The sequence below is a fragment of the Streptomyces sp. NBC_00647 genome (genome assembly GCF_045207245.1).
Taxonomy (GTDB): Bacteria; Actinomycetota; Actinomycetes; order Streptomycetales; family Streptomycetaceae; genus Streptomyces.
Map to the genome: position 1 here is coordinate 10139204 of NZ_CP109040.1, position 17195 is coordinate 10156398.

Below are 17195 nucleotides of genomic sequence, written 5' to 3' on the forward strand. Positions count from 1 at the left end.
GAAGTCGCGCGGAGTGTGGGGTCGTTGTTCGGATCAGCTGATGCCGAGGTCGTTGTCGATCAGGTCGAACAACTCTTCGTTGCTCGCCGTCCGCAGCGAGTCCGCCGCCGCGGCGGGCGCAGCGGACCGGCCGGACTCCAGGTCGGCCAGCAGATTGCGCAGCCGGATGGTCATGTCCACCCGCCAGTCGTCGTCCGCAGCCCGCCCGGTCAGCGCCAGCGCCAGCCGGTCCAGCTCGGCCGGCCCCGGCCGGTCCACCGCCGCCTGCGCCTCGCCCAGTTCGGTGTGCAGATGACGCACCAGCGCCCGGGGACTCGGATGGTCGAACACCAGCGTGCTCGCCAGCCGCAGCCCCGTGCGTACCTGCAACCGGTTGCGCAGCTCCAGCGCGCTCAGCGAGTCCACTCCGAGATCGAGGAACCCGCGCTCCATGTCCACGTCGGCGGGCGAGCCATGGCCCAGCAGTGTCGCGGTCAGCGTCCGCACCAGCTCGGTGATGACCCGCTCGCGTTCCGCGTCCGACAGCCCCGCCAGGTCCGGGGCCGGCCCGGACTCGGAGGACGGCCGAGGGCGGCCAGTCGGTCCCGTCACCAATTGCCGAAGGAGCGCGGGTGGCGGTTCCTCCGCGGCCCGCGCCCGCACAGCCGCCAGGTCCAGCCGGGCGACGACAGCCGCGGTCACGTCCCGCGCCACCGCCGTGTCGAAGAGTTCCAAGCCCTCCTCAGGGGACAGCGGTACGAGTCCGGACCTGGCGATCCGGTCCCGGTCGGCCGCGCCGAGCGCTCCGGTGAGGGTGCTCTCCTGCGCCCACAGGCCCCATGCGAGGCTCGTCGCGGGCGCGCCCGAAGACCGCCGGTGGTGTGCCAGGGCGTCCAGGAAGGCGTTGGCGGCCGCGTAGTTGGCCTGCCCCCCGCTGCCGGTCACCCCGGCGATCGAGGAGTACAGCACGAACGCGCCTACCTTGTGCCGCTCGGCGAGCCGGTGCAGATGCCAGGCCGCGTCGATCTTGGGCCGCAGCACCGCGTCGAGCCGCTCCGGACTGAGCCCGGTCACCAGACCGTCGGCCACCACACCGGCGGTATGCATCACCGCCGCGACCCGCCCGGCCTGCGCGAACAGAGCCTCAGCCGCGCGCGGGTCGGCCACGTCGCAGGCCGCGAAGGAGACCTCGGCGCCCAGCGCGGTCAACTCGGCGCGCAGCGCCGCCGCACCCGGTGCCTCGGCCCCCCGCCGTGCGGCCAGCAGCAGCCGCCGTACGCCATGACGCTCCACCAGATGACGGGCGAGCCGGCCACCGAGGGCGCCGGTGCCGCCCGTGACCACGACCGTGCCCTCCGCCGCTCCCTCGCCGAGGAAGGGCACGGGCTCCGCGGAGGCCGCCGTCGACCGCACGAGCCGCGGCACCAGCACACGCCCGCCGCGCAGGGCGAGTTCCCGCTCGCCGGCCGCACCGGCAGCGGACAGCGCGTCCGTCAACAGCGGGAGTACCGAGTTCCCGGCTGCGGCCCCGGCCGTTCCGGCGAACGTGTCGACCAGAACGAACCTGCCCGGATTCTCCGTCTGCGCCGAACGAACCAGCCCCCACACCGGAGCGTGAGCGAGGTCCACCGCCGCGTTCGGTTCGGTGGCGACCGCCTCCCCGGTCACCAACGCCAGCCGGGAGGCGGACAGACGCTCGTCGGCCAGCCACTCCTGGACCACCGCCAGCACCTGCCGCAGCACGGACCGCGCCCCGGCCACCACGTCGTCGCCCCCACCGTCCGGCGCGGACACCAACGGCAGCACGACCGTTCCCGGAACGGACCTCCCATCCGCGATCGCCACGCGCAACGCGGCCAGGTCGGCGAACCGCACGACGTCCGGACCCGCCTCCCCCCACCCCTCGGGGACCTCGCCCAGCAGCGCCCAGGAATCGCCCTTGGAACCGGTCGTCGCGAGTGCCGTCGCCCACGACACCTCGTACAGTGCGTCCCCTGACACGCCCCCGCGAGCGGCAGCCAGCGCCTGCGCAGACACCGGCCGCAGTGCCAGTGACCCCACGCTCAGGACCGGCACGCCGGCCGCGTCCGACAGCGTCAGCCGCACGGACTCCGGCCCGACCGGCACCACCTCCACCCGCACCGCGGCGACCCCCGCCTGATGCACCGTCACATCCGACCATGAGAACGGCAGCCGTACGACGTCACCCGCACCCGGCAGGAAACTCAGCACGTGCAACGTGGCGTCCAGCAGGGCCGGATGCACGACGAAGTCACCGGCAGCGCGCGCCCTCTCCTCGTCCACGGCCACCTCGGCGAGCAACCGCCCCTCGGGCCCGCGCCACGCCCGCCGCACGCCCTGGAAAGCCGGACCGTAGGCCAGCCCGAAATCCCGCAGCCGTTCGTAGAGCCCGGTGGTCTCCAGCGCCACCGCGTCCTGCGGCGGCCAGAGCGTCGACACGGACGCCGGCTCAACCCGGTCCGGCGTGGCCAGCGTTCCTGTCGCGTGCCGCAGCCACGCGTCCCCGGCCGTCCGCGCATGCACGTCGACAGGCCGCCGCCCGTCACCGTCCGCGTCACCCACCACGATCTGGAGATCCACAGCCCCCTGCTCGGGCAGCACCAGCGGTGCCTCCAGAGTCAGCTCCTCCACCCGCCCGCAGCCCGAGCGCGCCGCAGCGTGCAGAGCGAGGTCCAGGAAAGCGGCGCCCGGCAGTGGCACCGCGCCCAGTACCGCGTGATCGCCCAGCCACGGATGCGTCTCCAGCGAGATCCGCCCGGTCAGCACCTGCGCGTCCCTGCCGGCGATGTCCAGCGCCGCACCCAGCAGCGGGTGCCGCGCACCGTCGAGTCCCAGCCCACCCGCGTTCCTGACCTGTGGAGCGTGGATCCAGTACGACGCCCGCTGGAACGGATACGTCGGAAGGTCGTGCAACGTCGCCCCGACCACATGACCTGTCCAGTCGGGGGTGATGCCGTGGGTGTGGAGGTGGGCGAGTGTGGTGGTGAGGTCGGGGTGGGTGGGGATGGTGGTGGGGTTGTCGAGGGTCTGGTGGATGAGCGAGCTGAGGGTGGTGCTGGGCCCCAGCTCGACGTGCACGGTGGTGCCCGCGGCGTGCAGTGTCCGGATGCTGTGGTGGAAGCGGACGGTGTTGCGGATGTGGCGGGTCCAGTAGTCGGCGTCGATTTCTTGGGGGTTGACGAGGGTGCCGGTGAGGTTGGAGGCGAGGGGGATGGTGGGTGGGTTGTAGGTGAGGTCTGCTGCGGTGGAGCGGAACTGTTCGAGGATCGGGTCCATGTGGGGGGAGTGGAAGGCGTGGCTGACGTCCAGGCGACGGGTGCGTCGCCCTTGTCCCTGCCAGTGTTCGGCATGCCGGGTGACGGTGCTGGAGTCGCCGGAGAGCACGAGGGAGGTGGGTGAGTTGATGGCGGCGATGGATACGTTGGTGTCGAGGGTGGGGAGGAGTTCTTCTTCGGTGGCTTCGATGGCGATCATGGCGCCGCCGGGTGGGAGCTGCTGCATGAGCCGTGCCCGGGCCGCGACGAGTTTGGTGGCGTCGTGGAGGGAGAGGACGCCTGCGGCGTGGGCGGCGGAGATCTCGCCGATGGAGTGTCCGGCGAGGAAGTCGGGCCGTACGCCGAGGCTTGTGAGCAGTTTGAACAGTGCGGTGTGGAAGGCGAACAGGGCTGTCTGCGTGTAGAGGGTCTGTCCGAGCAGATCGGCGTCCTGGCCGAACATGACGTCCCGCAGGGACAGTTCGAGGTGCGGGTCGAGCAGGGTGCACACCTCGTCCAACGCCTCCGCGAAGACGGGGTAGGCGTCGTACAGCTCTCGTCCCATCCCGGTTCGCTGCGACCCCTGCCCCGAGAACAGGAACGCCACCTTCTCCACCCCTGAGGGGTTCACCTTGCCGGTCACGACCGCCGGGTGGTCCTCGCCGTCCGTCAGCGCCGTCAGAGCCGTGCGGAATTCGCCGGTCGAGCTGCCCAGAACTACGGCGCGGTGTTCCAGTGAGGACCGGTTGGTGGCCAGGGTGTGGGCGACGTCGTGGACGGTGCTGCTCCGGTGGGCGGCGAGGTAACCGCTGAGTGCCGCACCCTGAGCGCGCAGTGCGTCATCGCTGCGTGCCGACAGCAGCCAGGGCACGACGGTCGCGGCGGGTGCCGGGGCCTCCACGGGGGTGACGGACGTGGTGTCGGGGGCCTGTTCGAGGATGACGTGGGCGTTGGTGCCGCTGATGCCGAAGGAGGAGACGGCGGCGCGGCGGGGCCGGTCGACCTCGGGCCATGGCGTGGCGTCCCGGAGGAGGGTCAGTGCGCCGGTCTCCCAGTCGACCTCGTCGCTGGGTCGGTCGATGTGGAGCGACTTGGGGAGTTCGCCGTGGTGCATGGCCTGGATCATTTTGATGATGCCGGCGACGCCTGCGGCTGCTTGGGTGTGGCCGATGTTGGATTTGATGGAGCCGAGGTAGAGGGGTTGTTCGCGGTTGTGGCCGTAGGTCGTGAGCAGGGCTTGGGCTTCGATGGGGTCGCCGAGTTTTGTGCCGGTGCCGTGGGCTTCGACGGCGTCGATGTCGGTGGGTTGGAGGTGGGCGTTGGCCAGTGCTTGGCGTATGACGCGTTGTTGGGAGGGGCCGTTGGGTGCGGTGAGGCCGTTGGAGGCGCCGTCCTGATTGACGGCGGAGCCTCGAATGAGGGCGAGTATCGGGTGGCCGTTGCGGCGGGCGTCGGAGAGTCGTTCCAGGAGGAGGAGTCCGGCGCCTTCGCCCCAGCCGGTGCCGTCGGCTGCTGCCGCGAAGGGTTTGCATCGGCCGTCGGGGGCCAGTCCCCGCTGCCGACTGAACTCCACAAATACCGCGGGGCTCGCCATCACGGTGACTCCGCCGGCGAGGGCGAGGTCGCATTCACCTGAGCGGAGTGCCTGGGAGGCGAGGTGCAGGGCGACCAGGGACGAGGAGCAGGCGGTGTCGACCGTGACGGCCGGGCCTTCCAGGCCGAAGGTGTATGCGACCCGGCCCGACGCCACACTGCCCGCGCTGCCGTTGCCCAGGTAGGGCTCGAACTCCTCCGGAATGTTGTTGAACAGACGCCCCGCATAGTCGTTGTACATGACGCCGGTGAAGACGCCCGTCCGGCTGCCGCGGACGGCCACGGGATCGATGCCGGCCCGTTCGAACGCCTCCCACGCGATCTCCAGCAGCAGTCGCTGCTGAGGGTCCACCGTGAGTGCCTCCTTGGGACTGATTCCGAAGAAGCCGGGGTCGAACTGGTCGGCGTCGTAGAGGAATCCGCCCTCGCGCGTGTACGTGTGGCCGGGGCTCGCCGGGTCGGGGTCGTAGAGCGTGTCCACCTGCCACCCCCGGTTGGCCGGGAAGTCGCCGATGGCGTCCGTGCCGCCGTGGACCAACCGCCACAGGTCCTCCTGGTCGGCGACCCCGCCGGGGTAGCGGCAGCCGATCCCCACAATGGCGATGGGCTCACCAGGGTCACCCGCGGCCGACGCCACGGAGACGGTCTCGGCGTCGGCCGCCCCGAGTACCTCGGACAACAACCGCTCGGCGAGCAGCCGTGGGCTGGGGTGGTCGAAGACGAGGGTCGCGGGAAGGCGCAGCCCAGTTGCCGTGTTGAGACGGTTGCGCAGGTCCACCGCGGCCAGAGAGTCGAAGCCGAGGTCCTTGAAGGCGCGTTCGGTCGCCACGGCATCCGCACTGTCGTGCCCGAGCACGGCTGCCACTGTCTCCCGCACCAACTCCACTGTCGCAGAAGCCTGTTCGGCAGCTGACAGACCGGCGAGCCGGTGTGAGAGGGAAGTGCCGGCCGCGGCACGCCGTGCCGGGGTGCGCACCAGCCGCTCCAGGACGGGGTGAAGCGTCCCGGCCGTGGCGCGTGAACGGAGCGCGGGCAGGTCGAGTCGCGCTGTCACCAGCGCGGGCAGGTCTATGGCCAGAGCGGCGTCGAGGAGCGCCAGGCCCGCCGCCGCCGGCAACGGCTGCATGCCGCTCGCGGTGATACGAGCCCGGTCGGCGTCCCTCAGTCCGCTGCCCATGCCCTCCTCTGGGTCCCACAGCCCCCAGGCGAGGGAGGACGCCGGAAGGCCTCGAGCGTGGCGGTGGTGGGCCAGGGCGTCCAAGTAGGCGTTGGCGGCGGCGTAGTTCGCCTGGCCGGGGCTGCCGAGGGTGCCCGCGAGCGAGGAGAAGAGGACGAACGCGTCCAGGTCGGTGTCCTGCGTCAGGCTGTGCAGGTTCCGGGCCGCGTCCGCCTTGGGGCGTAGCACGGCCGCCAGCCGTTCCGGGGTGAGCGCGGTGAGCACGCCGTCGTCCAGTACTCCGGCAGCGTGGATCACGGCGGTCAGCGGATGGTCCGACGGGATCTGCGTCAGCAACGCGGCCAGGGCATCCCGGTCGGCCACGTCGCAGGCGGCCACCGTCGTGTCGGCGCCGTGCGCCAGCAGTTCGGCCTGGAGCTCCAGCGAGCCCGGCGCGTCGAGTCCGCTGCGGCTCACCAGCAGCAGGTGGCGCACGCCGTGCGCGGTCACGAGGTGTCGCGCGAGGTGCGCGCCCAGCGTGCCGGTGCCGCCGGTGATCAGGACCGTCCCGTCGCTCCGTAGTCGACGGGAGGATGACGGCGCGGACGACGGGACCCGCACCAGTCGGGGCACACGCAACATGCCGCCATGAAAGGCGACTTCGTCCTCCCCGGCGGCCAGCGCCCCCGCGAGGGCGGCCGGGTCGAGCGCGTTCTCGCACCCGTCGTCGAGATCGAGCAACGCGAAGCGGCCTGGATGCTCGGCCCGCGCCGCGCGAACCAGACCCCACAGCGCGGCCCCTGCGACATCCGTGACATCACCGGCGGGGTCGGTGCTCACCGCACGCCGCGTGACCACCACCAGCCGCGTGGCGGCCAATTCGGCGCGCGCCAGGAACGCCTGAGCCAACTCCATTACCCGAGCGCTGCGTTCACCGGTGGTGGCGTCCTGCGGCGACGGCAGCAGCACCAGGTCCGGCGCTTGTTCCGCGAGGGCGTCCAGGTCACCGCGTACGGCGGCCGCGAACTCCGGGAGGGCGGCGGCGTGCGCCGCGATGTCGAGGACACCCCAGCGCACCGACGGCACGCCCGGTGCCCGAACGTCCTGCCACTGCAACTGGTACAGCGACGCAGACGTTCGGCGCATGCCTTCACCCAGCGCCGCCGGGTCCACCGGGCGGACCGACAGCGCGTCCACTGAGGCGACCGGAGCACCCGCCCCGTCGGCGACGGCGAGCCGGACGCTGCCCTCCTCCGTCGTCAGACGGACGCGCAGGGACCCGGCGCCGGACGCGTAGAAGCGGACGCCCATCCAGGCGAAAGGAAGGCGGATCACGTCGTCCCCGCCCAGCAGAGCGAGGGGATGCAGCGCGGCGTCCAGGAGCGCGGGGTGGACGCCGTACAAATGGGCGTCCGCCACCAGGCCCTCCGGCAGAGAGACCTCGGCGAACGTGTCGTCACCCTTCTTCCAGGCACCCACCAGCCCCTGGAACGTCGGCCCGTAGCCGAGGCCGCGCTCGCCCAGCCGGTCGTAGAACTCGTCGAGGGGTACGGGTGCAGCCCCTGGAGGCGGCCACGCCGACAGGTCGAACGGCACCTCCTCGGCCGTGGCCGGCGCCCCGAGCGAACCACCCGCGTGCCGTGTCCACGGCGCCGCTTCGTCCTCCGTTGCGGTGCGCGCGTGGATGCTCAACTCCCGTCGCCCAGAGGCGTCCGGCGAACCCACGACGACCTGGAACTGCACGGCCTGCGTGCCGTGAAGCACCAGCGGCGCCTCGATGGTGAGCTCCTCCAGCACGGCCCCGTCGGCACGCTGAGCCGCCTCGGCCGCCAGCTCGGCGAAGGCCGTACCGGGCAGCAGCACGGTGTCCGCCACCACGTGGTCGGCAAGCCACGGATGCGTCTCCACCGACAGTCGGCCGACGTAGATCTCCTCGCCGCTCGTCGCCGTGTGCACGACCCCACCGAGCAGCGGATGCGCTGAAGCGCCAAGACCCAGCCGAGTGGCGTCCCCGGCCGGACGGGGCTTGGTGATCCAGTAGCGCTGGTGCTGGAACGGGTAGGTGGGGAGGTCACAGAGGTGAGCCGTCCCTTTGACAAGCGTGGTCCAGTCGGGGGTGATGCCGTGGGTGTGGAGGTGGGCGAGTGTGGTGGTGAGGTCGGGGTGGGTGGGGATGACGGTGGGGTCTTCGAGGGCCTGGTGGATGAGGGGGGTGAGGGTGGTGCTGGGTGCCACTTCGAGGTAGGTGGTGGCGCCGACGGCGTGCAGCGTCTGGATGCCGTGGTGGAAGCGGACGGTGTCGCGGATGTGGCGGGTCCAGTAGTCGGCGTTGAGGTCGTCAGGTGAGATCAGCCGGCCGGTGAGGTTGGAGGCGAGGGGGATGGTGGGTGGCTGGTAGGTGAGTTCTGCTGCGGTGTTGTGGAACTGTTCGAGGATGGGGTCCATGTGGGGGGAGTGGAAGGCATGGCTGACGTCCAGGCGTCGGGTCCGCCGTCCGCGCTCCTGCCAGAGGGCGGCGAGTTCGTTGACGGGTTCTGCGTGGCCGGACAGGACGATGGAGGTCGGGCTGTTGACGGCTGCGATCGCGACCCGGTCGCTGAACTCTGCGAGTGCTGGGAGGAGTTCTTCTTCGGTGGCTTCGATGGCGACCATGGCGCCGCCGGGGGCCAGTTGTTGCATGAGCCGTGCGCGTGCAGCGACCAGCTTGGCCGCGTCGTGGAGGGAGAGGATGCCTGCGGCGTGGGCGGCGGAGATCTCGCCGATGGAGTGCCCGGCGAGGTAGTCGGGCCGCACACCGAGGCTGTCCAGGAGCTTGAACAGTGCGGTGTGGAAGGCGAACAGGGCTGTCTGCGTGTAGAGGGTCTGTCCGAGGAGGTCGGCGTCCTGGCCGAACATGACGTCCCGCAGGGACAGTTCGAGGTGCGGGTCTTCGAGGTGGGGGTCGAGCAGGGCGCACACCTCGTCCAACGCCTCCGCGAAGACGGGGTAGGTGTCGTACAGCTCACGTCCCATCCCGGCTCGTTGCGACCCCTGACCCGAGAACAAGAAGGCCAGGCGTGGCTCGTTGTCGGGCACCGTGACACGGAGGACGCCGGAGGCCTCATGGCCGTCGACCAGAGAAGCCAGTCCGGCCTGCAGTTCCGCGAGCGTGCCGCCGATGACGGCTGCACGGTGCGTCATCTGTTCACGGGTGAGGAGTGTGCGCGCAACACTGCCGGGGTCGGCCGCGGGATCCGAGGCCAGATGAGCGTGGAGCCGGGCCGCCTGCGTGGCCAGGGCGGCCTCGGTCTTCGCGGAGAGCAGCCAAGGGAGCGGCCTGCCGTCGGCCGGCGCCGGGGCCACCGGGGCGTCGGGGGCCTGTTCGAGGATCACGTGGGCGTTGGTGCCGCTGATGCCGAAGGAGGAGACGGCGGCGCGGCGGGGCCGGTCGACCTCGGGCCATGGCGTGTGCTCCGTCAGCAGGGCGACCTTGCCCTCGTCCCAGTCGACGTGCGGGGTGGGCTGGTCCACGTGGAGCGTCTTGGGCAGGACGCCCTCACGCAGCGCGTGAATCATCTTGATGACGCCCGCCGCACCTGCGGCGGCTTGAGTGTGACCGATGTTGGACTTCACGGCCCCGAGGTAGAGGGGTTGTTCGCGGTTGTGGCCGTAGGTCGTGAGCAGGGCTTGGGCTTCGATGGGGTCGCCGAGTTTTGTGCCGGTGCCGTGGGCTTCGACGGCGTCGATGTCGGTGGGTTGGAGGTGGGCGTTGGCGAGTGCTTGGCGTATGACGCGTTGTTGGGAGGGGCCGTTGGGTGCGGTGAGGCCGTTGGAGGCGCCGTCCTGATTGACGGCGGAGCCTCGGACGATGGCGAGTATCGGGTGGCCGTTGCGGCGTGCGTCGGAGAGTCGTTCCAGGAGGAGGAGTCCGGCTCCCTCTCCCCAGCCGGTGCCGTCGGCTGCTGCCGCGAAGGGTTTGCATCGGCCGTCGGGGGCCAGCCCGCGCTGCCGACTGAACTCGGTGAAGATGCCCGGATCTGCGATCACGGTGACTCCGCCGGCCAGGGCGAGGTCGCATTCGCCGCTGCGGAGTGACTGAGAGGCCAGATGGACCGCGACCAGTGATGACGAGCAGGCGGTGTCGACCGTGACGGCCGGGCCCTCGAGACCGAAGGTGTAGGACACCCGGCCCGACGCCACACTTGTCGTGCTGCCGGTGAGGAAGTATCCCTCCAGTGCTTCCGGCATTTGGGTGCCGCGCGGACCGTACTCCTGGGCGATGACGCCGGCGAAGACGCCGGTGCGGCTGCCGCGCAGCGCGTCCCGGCCCAGCCCGGCCCGCTCGAACGTCTCCCACGCGGTCTCCAACAGCAGCCGTTGCTGCGGATCGACGGTCAGCGCCTCCCGCGGCGACATGCCGAAGAAGTCCGGGTCGAATCCGGCGGCGTCGTACAGGAACCCGCCGTGCCGCGCGTACGTCGTGTGCGGAGTCTCCGGGTCGGGGTCGTACAGCTCGTCGACGTTCCAGCCGCGGTCCTCCGGGAAGCCGCCGATCGTGTCCGTGCCGGACCGCACGAGGTGCCAGAACTCCTCGGGGGTGCGCGCTCCGCCGGGGAAGCGGCACGCCATGGAGACGACGGCGATCGGCTCGTCGTCCGCGATGGCGGTGAAGGTCGCGGCGGGGGCACCCACAGCCTGTCCGTCGTCGAGGAGCACCTCTCGCAGGTGGGTCACGAGGGCCTGCGGGGTCGGATAGTCGTAGACGAGCGTGGCAGGCAGCCGCAGGCCGGTGTTCGCGCCGAGGCGGTTGCGCAGCCGGACCGCGCCGAGCGAGTCCAGGCCGAGGTCGTTGAAGGCCCGGGCGGGCCGCACCGCGTCGGAGGTGAGATGGCCGAGAACTGCGGCGACCGCAGTGCGGACCGTGTCCAGCAGCAACTCGTCCTGCGCCTCGGGGGTCAGCCCGGTCAGCCTGCGCGCGAGCGAGGAGGCCGGCGGGGTCCGGCGACGGGACGTGCGGACGAGACCGTTCAGCAGCGGTGGCAGCGTGCCGTCGGCTGCCTGCTCACGGAGCGCCGGCAGATCGAGCCGGGCGGCGACGGGAACCGGTTCCGTCCCGGCGATGGCCTGGTCGAAGAGGGCCAGCGCCGCGTCTGCGGGGAGCGCCAGCACCCCGTCGGGTGCCTTGTCCAGGCCCGTGGTCAGCGCACTCTCCTGCTCCCAGAGTCCCCAGGCGATTGAGGTGGCGGGGAGTTCTTGGGTGTGGCGGTGGTGGGCGAGGGCGTCGAGGTAGGTGTTGGCGGCGGCGTAGTTGGCTTGGCCGGGGTTGCCGAGGGTTCCGGCGAGTGAGGAGTAGAGGACGAAGGCGTCCAGGTTCATGTGTTGGGTGAGGGTGTGGAGGTTCCAGGCTGTGTCTGTTTTTGGGCGTAGGACGGTGGTGAGTCGTTGTGGGGTGAGTGCGGTGAGTATGCCGTCGTCGGTGGTGCCGGCGGTGTGGATGACGGCGGTGAGGGGGTGTTCGGTGGGGATTTGGTTGAGGAGGGTGGTGAGGGCGTGGGGGTCGGTGGTGTCGCAGGTGGTGATGGTGGGGTGGGCGCCGAGGGTGGTGAGTTGGTGGTGGAGGTGGGTGGCTTGGGGTGCGTGGGGTCCGCGGCGGCTGACGAGGAGGAGGTGTCGGATGCCGTGGTGGGTGACGAGGTGGTGGGCGAGGAGGGTGCCGAGGGTTCCTGTGCCGCCGGTGATGAGGACGGTGCCGTCCGTCCGCAGCCGCCGCGGCTGGGCCGGCTCGGCCCGGATCAGTCGAGGAACCTCCACCGTCCCGGCCCGCAGGGCGACTTCGGGCTCACTGGCGTCCAGCGCCGCGTCGAGAGCGCGCAGCGACTCCGGGGCACCGTCGTGCGCGACCAGTGCGAGTCGGCCCGGATGCTCGGCCTGCGCCGACCGCACGAAACCGCGGTGGACCGACTGCGCGAGGTCGTTCTCGTTCACGAGGACCACCAGTCGCACGGCCGCCAGACGGTCCTCGGCCAGCCACTCCCGCACCGTGTCCAGCAGCTGCACGGCGAGTTCACCGGCGCGAGCCGCAGGATGGCCGTCGCCCGTGGCCGCTCCCAGCAGCACCACCGGCGGCATCGGTGCCTCCTCCGGCACCGACTCCAACAGCGCCGCGACCGAAGGGTGATGGATCACCGGAACCTCATCCGGTAACCGTGTAGAGCCCAGCACGGGCCAGGGGGCGGCCCGGCGGGCTGTTCCTGTCCGCTCGGCCCGTGCCGACGGCTGCCACACGACCCGGAGCAGAGCGTCCCGCGCCCGTGCCGGCCGCCCGGCCGCCCACGGTCGTACGGTCAGTGACGTGATGCGAGCCACCGGTCGGCCCTCGGCGTCGGTGACCGTGACGGAAACCGTGTCCTGCCCGAACCCCGCGACCTGCACCCGCAGTTCGGAGGCCCCGACCGCGTACAGCTCGAGGCCCGTCAGCTCGGCGACCTGCTGTCCCAACGGGTGCAGGGCGGCGTCCAGCAGAGCCGGGTGCAGGCCGTAACGAGCTGCGTCCGGCAGCAGACCCTCGGGCGCGACGACCGTCGCGCACAGGTCGTCGCCGACCGTCCACACTGCCTCCAGCCCTTCGAAGGCCGGCCCGAACCGTAGACCTGCCTCGGCGGCGCGGTCGTACACCGCATCGACGTCGAAGGGCACCGCTCCTGCCGGCGGCCACGTGTCGGTCGACTCTTCCTCGCCGCCGGAACCGTGGGCCTGCTCCAACGAGGCCGAGGCGTGCAGAGTCCAGTTGCCCGTCTCGTCCGTGGAGGGTCGCCCATGGATGGTGAGTTCGGCGGACCTGGCGTCCTCCGCCACGGTCAGGGTCACCTGTACATCCGTGGCACCACCTGCGACGACGGTCAGCGGTTCCTCGAAGGTCAGACGCCCGACCCGCTCGAATCCCGCGAGTTCGCCGGCATGAAGTGTCAGTTCGGCCAGCGCGCCGACGGGCACGGTCACCACCCCGTGGACGGTGAAGTCGGTCAGCCACGGGTGGCTCGTCGTCGACAGCCGGCCCGTGAGCAGCGTGCTGCCACCGTTCGCCAGCGTCGTCGCCGCGCCCAGCAGCGGATGTCCGCCGGGCAGCAGCCCCGCACCCCGCACGTCCCCGCTCACCGGGCGTGCGTCGAGCCAGTAGCGCCGGTGCTGGAAGGAGTAGGTGGGGAGGTCGACGCGGGCGGCTCCCGGTAGGACCGCGTGCCAGTCGGGGGTGATGCCGTGGGTGTGGAGGTGGGCGAGTGTGGTGGTGAGGTCGGGGTGGGCGGGGATGACGGTGGGGTCTTCGAGAGTCTGGTGGATGAGCGAGCTGAGGGTGGTGCTGGGTGCCACTTCGAGGTAGGTGGTGGCGCCTGAGGTGTCGAGTGTCTGGATGCCGTGGTGGAAGCGGACGGTGTTGCGGATGTGGCGGGTCCAGTAGTCGGCGTCGATTTCTTGCGGGTTGACGAGGGCGCCGGTGAGGTTGGAGGCGAGGGGAATGGTGGGTGGGTTGTACGTGAGCTCTGCTGCGGTGGAGTGGAACTGTTCGAGGATGGGGTCCATGTGGGGGGAGTGGAAGGCGTGGCTGACGTCCAGGCGTCGGGTCCGCCTTCCCCGTTCCTGCCACAGGGTGGCGAGTTCGTTGACGGGTCCTTCGTCGCCGGAAAGGACGATGGAGGTCGGGCTGTTGACGGCTGCGATGGCTATCTGGTCGCTGAACTCTGCGAGTCCCGGTAGGAGTTCTTCCTCGGTGGCTTCGATGGCGATCATGGCGCCGCCGGGTGGGAGTTGCTGCATGAGCCGTGCGCGTGCGGCGACCAGCCTGGTGGCGTCGTGGAGGGAGAAGACGCCTGCGGCGTGGGCGGCGGAGATCTCGCCGATGGAGTGCCCGGCGAGGAAATCGGGCCGTACGCCGAAACTTGTGAGCAGTTTGAACAGCGCGGTGTGGAAGGCGAACAGGGCTGTCTGTGTGTAGAGGGTCTGCCCGAGCAGATCCGCGTCCTGGCCGAACATGACGTCTCGCAGGGACAGTTCGAGGTGCGGGTCTTCGAGGTGCGGGTCGAGCAGGGCGCACACCTCGTCCAACGCCTCCGCGAAGACGGGGTAGGTGTCGTACAGCTCTCGTCCCATCCCGGCGCGCTGCGAGCCCTGACCCGAGAACACGAACGCCACCCTCGGTGTCTCGACGGCCGTGCCTCGAAGTATTCGCTCGTCCTCGCGGTCGTCCGCGAGCGCGGTCAGGGCTGCGAGCAGCTCCTCGCGGGAGGCCGCCGGGAGCGCGGCGCGCTCGGCGAAGGCAGTGCGGGCCGTCGCCAGGGCCGTGCCCGTCGCCGTGAGGTCGAGGGCGGGCCGCTCGGCGAGCCACGTGTGAAGACTGGCGGCCTGTGCGCGCAGCGCCGCCACTGAGGTCCCCGACAGCAGCCAGGGCACGTCGACGGACGCGTCGGCGAGCGCCACCGTCGGCTCCTCCTCGGCCGCAACGGCATTCTGCGGGGAGGTGCTCTGCTCGGCGGGCGCCGACTCCGGTGGAGGCGCTTGTTCCAGGATGACGTGTGCGTTCGTACCGCTGATGCCGAAGGACGACACGGCGGCCCGGCGAGGCCGGTCGACCTCGGGCCACGGGGTCTTCTCGGTGAGAAGAGAGGCGGTGCCCGCCGACCAGTCGACCTCTTCCGTGGGGCGGTCGATGTGCAGGGACTTCGGCAGTACGCCCTCCTGAAGGGCGTGGATCGTCTTGATGAGGCCGGCCGCGCCCGCGGCGGCCTGGGTGTGGCCGATGTTGGACTTCACCGACCCGAGGTGCAGCGGGTGCCGGCGGTCCTCGCCGTAGACGGCGATAAGGGCCTGGGCCTCGATGGGATCGCCGAGCCTCGTGCCCGTACCGTGTGCCTCGACCGCGTCGACGTCGGCCGGGCCGAGGCGGGCGCTCTCGAGTGCCTCGCGGATGACGCGCTGCTGGGCGGGACCGTTGGGTGCGGTGAGCCCGTTGGAGGCGCCGTCCTGGTTGACCGCGGAGCCGCGGACCAGGGCGAGTACCGGGTGGCCGTTGCGCCGGGCGTCCGACAGCCGTTCCAGCAGCAGGATGCCGGCTCCCTCGGCCCAGCCGGTGCCGTCGGCCGCCGCGGCGAACGGCTTGCATCGGCCGTCGGGGGCCAGGCCGCGCTGCCGGCTGAACTCCACGAACGTCGCCGGGGTCGCCATCACTGTCACCCCGCCGGCCAGCGCCATCGTGCACTCACCGCGCCGCAGGGACTGGGCGGCCAGGTGCACGGCGACCAGGGAGGACGAGCAGGCGGTGTCTATGGTGACGGCCGGGCCTTCGAGACCGAAGGTGTAGGACACTCGGCCTGAAGCGACACTGCCCGCGCTGCCGATGCCGACGTAACCCTCGAATCCCTCGGGTGCCGGGCTCAGCCGCGAGCCGTAGTCGTCGTACATCACGCCCGCGAAGACTCCGGTGCGGCTGCCGCGCAATGTGGCCGGGACGATGCCGGCGCGCTCGAAGGCCTCCCAGGCGACTTCCAGCAGGAGCCGCTGCTGGGGGTCGACGGCCAGAGCCTCGTGAGGGCTGATCCCGAACACCTCTGGGTCGAAGTCCGCGGCGTCGTGGAGGAAGCCGCCCTCGCGGGCGTAGACCGTGCCCTCGTGAGCGGGGTCGGGGTCGTAGAGCCTTTGGAGGTCCCAGCCCCGGTCGGTGGGGAAGCCCGACACGACGTCCCGGCCTGCCGCCACCAGGTCCCACAGCGCTTCGGGGGTGTCCGCGCCGCCGGGGAACCGGCAGGCCGTGCCGACCACGGCGATCGGCTCCTGCTCCCGGGCCTCGACCGCCTGAAGGCGGCGCCTGGTCTGGTGCAGGTCGGCCGTGACGCGCTTGAGGTACTCGCGCAGCTTCTGCTCATTGGTCGTCATCTGTGCCCATCCCCTAAGCCAGGACCGGTGGAACCGTGCACCCGTACGGCGGTCGTCAGCGTGTGGCGTCCTTGAGCGCGGATTCCAGGAAGGCAACCTGCGCCGGCCGGTCGCCGCACATCCGCAGCGCGGACAACAGCGTCCACAGGCGGACCTCGTCCACGTGCTCCGGCGACCCGTGCACGTCGTCCTTCTCGATCAGCTCCAGCCGGGCGAGGTGGCGACGCAGTCGCGCCGGGTCGGTCGGCGGGATGATCTCGTCGCGGCTGCTGGCCGCGTACGCCACCGGGATGTCCAGGGCGCTCAGTTCCTCGTCGGTCAGCGCCCACTTCCGCAGTTCCTCGGCCAGGCCTTCGCGTCCGGTCCCTGTGAGGTGGACCAGCGTGTCGAGGGTCAGGGCGGGCAACCGGGCCTGCCATCCGGGGTCGGAGAAGAAGTCGTGGATCGGTGCCCCCGTGGTGACCACCCCGCGGATCCGCTTGTCGTGCAGGGCCGCCCGCAGAGCCAGATGCCCGCTGAAACTGAGCGCGACGGCATAGGTGCGGTCCACGTCCGCGCGGTCGGCGACGGCGTCCAGTACCACGGGAATCATCCGCCAACTGTCGGACGTGTACGGCAGGGTGTTCTCGCCGACGCCGGGCAGCTCGGTGACGATGCCCGCGACATCGAGCTGCGGAGCCTGCGCCAGCGCGGTCGCGTACTGCTCCTTGGTGCTGACGATGCCACCCATGAGCAGCAGCAGCGGCTTGGGCCGCTCGGCGGACAGGCCGCCCGCCCAGCAGCGGACCCGGCCATCGGGCAGGTCCACGTCGATCCGGGTGAGCCCGGGAATGTCCTGCCGCCATGTGTCGAAGGCCGCCACGGCGTTTTGTGCCGCCGACTGCCGGGTTTCGCCGGACGGATAGGGAAAACGCGCAATGCTGTAGAAACGAAATGCCTCGAAGGGGCGCCCGGCGGCGAGTTGGAGATCGCCCGCCCGGCTCCATTCCGCGACCCAGGAACCGGCGCCTCCCTCACCGTCGTCCGAGATTCGCCCGAGGACATCGAGGTACACGGACGGCGGAATCCCCTGAGTGCGCGCATGTACCACCACATGCTGTTTGAGTTCGTCGAGGTCATTCATGAGCGCCTCCCCGATGATGGACGTTCAACCATCCTGGGAAAGTTCTCTAAAGAGCCACTAAGGGTCACGTGAATCACTGTCGGCGGTCCATGGGGAAGCGACTGAAGCATGGCTAAAGCCCCGCTCAGGTATGACCCATGGAATCTCCGTACGTGATTGTTCTGAT

The 17195-nt window shown here is 70.9% G+C and carries 2 protein-coding genes; both read right to left on the reverse strand.

Features of this window, described 5'->3' with window-relative positions; translation table 11 throughout:
* Positions 1-33 precede the first annotated feature (33 nt).
* The gene (locus OG788_RS44660; RefSeq protein ID WP_406377015.1) at positions 34-15885 is read right to left on the reverse strand and encodes an SDR family NAD(P)-dependent oxidoreductase; all 15852 of its coding nucleotides are present in this window, start codon (positions 15883-15885) and stop codon (positions 34-36) included.
* A 76-nt stretch (positions 15886-15961) separates the two neighbouring features.
* Positions 15962-17029, reverse strand: a complete 1068-nt coding sequence (locus OG788_RS44665) for an alpha/beta hydrolase (protein WP_406376587.1) — start codon at positions 17027-17029, stop codon at positions 15962-15964.
* Positions 17030-17195 lie beyond the last annotated feature (166 nt).